This window comes from Nonomuraea sp. MG754425, from assembly GCF_021699195.1.
Classification (GTDB): Bacteria; Actinomycetota; Actinomycetes; order Streptosporangiales; family Streptosporangiaceae; genus Nonomuraea.
Genome location: NZ_SSXE01000373.1, coordinates 1 through 3,053 on the forward strand (window position 1 = coordinate 1; position 3,053 = coordinate 3,053).

The following is a 3,053-nucleotide window of genomic DNA, read 5'->3' on the forward strand; positions in this document are numbered from 1 at the left end:
AACGGGGGCCGGGGGGGCCGGGGGGGCCGGTGCGGGAGAACCCGGACGCACGGCCTCGGGCCAGTCGCCCCCGCCCCCGTTCGAAGCCGGAGCCGCCTGCGGCTGCGCGGCCGGCGCGACCGGAGCGGCCGGAGCGGCCGGAGCGGCCGTGTCACCGCCGGCACTCCCCGCGCCATGCCCAGCGGAGACGACCTGTGCCCCGACCGCGCTCACCGGCTGCCCGGACCTCACGGGCGTAGCGGCGGAGACAGGCCCGGTCACCACGGCCGTGGACGCCGACGCCCTGGCCGCCATCTGAGCCACGGCACCACCGCGTTCGAGGCGTTCGAGACGGGCCAGCAGCGCCCCCTCGCCCTGCGCCGCACCGGGCAGCAGGACACGCGCGCACATCAGCTCCAGCAGCAGCCGCGGCGAGGTCGCGCCGCGCATCTCGGTGAGCCCGGCGTTGAAGACCTCGGCGGCGCGGGTGAGCTCGGCGGGCCCCATGGAGGCGGCCTGCTGCACCAGCCGCTCCAACTCGTCGGCGGGACGGTCGAGCAGCCCGCTGGAGGCCGCCTCGGGCACGTTCGCCAGGATCACCAGGTCGCGGAAGCGTTCGAGCAGGTCGGAGGCGAACCGGCGGGGGTCGTGCCCGCCCTCGATCACCCGGTTGACCGCGTGGAAGACCTGGCCGCCGTCTCTGGTCGCGAAGGCGTTGACGACCTCGTCGAGCAGGTCGCCGTCGGTGTAGCCGAGCAGGGAGACGGCCTTGGCGTAGGTGATGCCGTCCTCCTCCGCCCCGGCGAGCAACTGGTCGAGGATGGACAGCGAGTCACGCGCGGACCCGGCCCCGGCGCGTACGACGAGGGGCAGCGCGGTCGGCTCGAAGGGCACGCTCTCGGCGGAGAGGATCTCCTCCAGCAGCCCCTTGAGCGTCGCGGGCGGCATCAGCCGGAACGGGTAGTGGTGCGTACGCGACTTGATGGTGCCGATGACCTTCTCCGGCTCCGTCGTCGCGAAGATGAACTTCAGGTGCGGCGGGGGCTCCTCGACGAGCTTGAGCAGCGCGTTGAAACCCTCGCGGGTCACCATGTGCGCCTCGTCGATGATGTAGATCTTGTAGCGCGCGGAGACGGGGGCGAAGAAGGCCCGCTCGCGCAGGTCGCGCGCGTCGTCGACGCCACCGTGCGAGGCGGCGTCGATCTCGATGACGTCGAGGTGCCCGGGACCGGTCGGGGCCAGCGCGACACACGACTCGCACTCGCCGCACGGGTCGGGCGTGGGGCCCTGCTCGCAGTTGAGAGAGCGCGCCAGGATGCGGGCGCTGGAGGTCTTGCCACACCCGCGCGGGCCGCTGAACAGGTAGGCGTGGTTGATCCGGCCCGTACGCAACGCCTGCCGCAGCGGATCGGTGACGTGTTCCTGACCCTTGACCTCGGCGAAGGTCCCGGGTCGGTACCTGCGATACAGCGCAAGGCTCATACGACCATCCCGCCTGCGAGGGGGCACTCAACGAAGAGACCCCCCGCACACCCGCCAGAGCCCGCTTATCCTTGCTGCCTTCCGGCCCTGGGGAGGTTCACAGGATGACGCCGCGCGAGGGGTCCCTGGACAGTCTAGCCGTACGCGGCAGTGCTCGCTCCATCCCCGAGAACCCCAGGAAACATGGTCGGCGCACCCCGAGAAGTCCGGTAAGCTCGTCGGCGGAGGATTCGCCTAGTGGCCGAGGGCGCACGCTTGGAAAGCGTGTAAAGGGCAACCTTTCAGGGGTTCAAATCCCCTATCCTCCGCGCCTGGTTGAGGCAGTAAACGCGAAGGGGCCGACCCCATCCAAGTCGGCCCCTTTTGCTATTCCAGTCCCAGCCGGCCTTCCGGGCGCCTCGATCCGGTCAGAGCATGTTCTTGATCGGCTGAGGGGTCTCCGGCAGGGCCTGGCCGAGGATCTCGGTGGCCTCCCGTGGCGTGAGCAGGCGGGCGTCACACAGCAGGCGGACGGAGTCCGCCCACTGTTCCCGCGCCTCGCCGTGCTGTTCGAGGTCGTGCAGTGTGGTGCCGAACCACCAGCGGGACACGGCTTCCTTCAGGCGGTATCCCGACTCGCGGAGCAGCCGCACAGCCGTCGTGTAGCTCTCCACCGCCTCGGACAGCCGGCCGGCATGACGGTAGGCGTCGCCCAGCGAACCGAACGCGATGCCCGCGTCGGCGAGCGGGCCCGTCTTCGACCCCGGTTCCACCAGCCGGCGGGCTTCCGCGATCGCCTCGTCGAAGCGCCCCTGGCGGTAGTAGACGTGCACCCGGTTGTTACGGATCGTGGCCGTGGCCCCGGGGCGTTCGGCGGCGTCGTTGAGCTCCAGCGCGGACTCCAGGTAGGCGAGTGCCTCGTCGAGCCGGCCCACGATCGTGTTGATGACGCCGAGGTTGTTGAGCACCCCGATCTTCCGCCGAGGCAGACCGGCGCGGTCCCAGTCGGTGAGAGCCGTCTCCAGTTGCGCGATCGCGGCGTCGTAGCGGCCCTGGTCGCGGTAGACCCAGCCGAGGAAGCTGCCTAGCTGGGCTTTGTCCTCCCATGCCGCGATGCGATCGGCCGCCTCGATGGCGTGCGCGTAGATTTCGGCCAGTTGCGTGTGCCAGCCCTGGTAGCAGAAGGGCCAGTGGAGTCCGATGGCCAGGCCGATGGCGGTCGCCGGGTCGGGCCCGGCCAGCGCCTGCTGCGTGGCGGCGAGCAGGTTGTCCCGCTCGTCCTGTATCCAGCGTTCCGCCTCGGCCGCGTCCTTGAAGATGGTGTCGGGCAGTTCGACGGGACATCGCGGTACGGGGTCGGTGTTGAGGATGGTGCTCGCCATCCACAGGGTGGTCAGGTAGTGGTGGAGCGCGCGCCGTACGGCAGTGCCGCGTTCCTCCTCCGACGAGTCCTGATGGGCCTGTTCGCGGGCATAGAGGCCGACCAGGTCGTGCAACTGGTAGCGGTCGAATCCGGCTTCGAGGAGGCGGGCGTCCTGGAGGCGTTCCAGGGCGGCCTCGGCTCGGTGACGCGGCCAGCCGGTCAGGGCGGCGGTGGCGGCGGGGGTGTGGGT

General features: G+C 70.8%; 2 protein-coding genes, 1 tRNA gene and 1 other RNA gene. 1 reads left to right on the top strand and 3 read right to left on the bottom strand.

From position 1 onward, the window contains the following. Together FAF44_RS52595 and ffs are read right to left on the bottom strand one after the other, a co-directional pair. A partial coding sequence (locus FAF44_RS52595; protein ID WP_237111020.1) for a DNA polymerase III subunit gamma and tau occupies positions 1–1,461 on the bottom strand: 1,461 nt, incomplete at its 3' end. A gap of 31 nt (positions 1,462–1,492) precedes the next feature. Beyond that, positions 1,493–1,588, bottom strand: an RNA gene (gene ffs / locus FAF44_RS52600) — signal recognition particle sRNA small type. A 96-nt stretch (positions 1,589–1,684) separates the two neighbouring features. On the opposite strand from ffs, the gene FAF44_RS52605 reads away from it, so the two are divergent. Continuing rightward, positions 1,685–1,769: transfer RNA gene (locus FAF44_RS52605), tRNA-Ser, on the top strand. A 99-nt stretch (positions 1,770–1,868) separates the two neighbouring features. Here the strand turns inward: FAF44_RS52605 and FAF44_RS52610 are convergent. After that, positions 1,869–3,053, bottom strand: a 1,185-nt coding sequence (locus tag FAF44_RS52610) for a tetratricopeptide repeat protein (RefSeq protein ID WP_237111021.1), incomplete at its 5' end; no start/stop codon positions are given.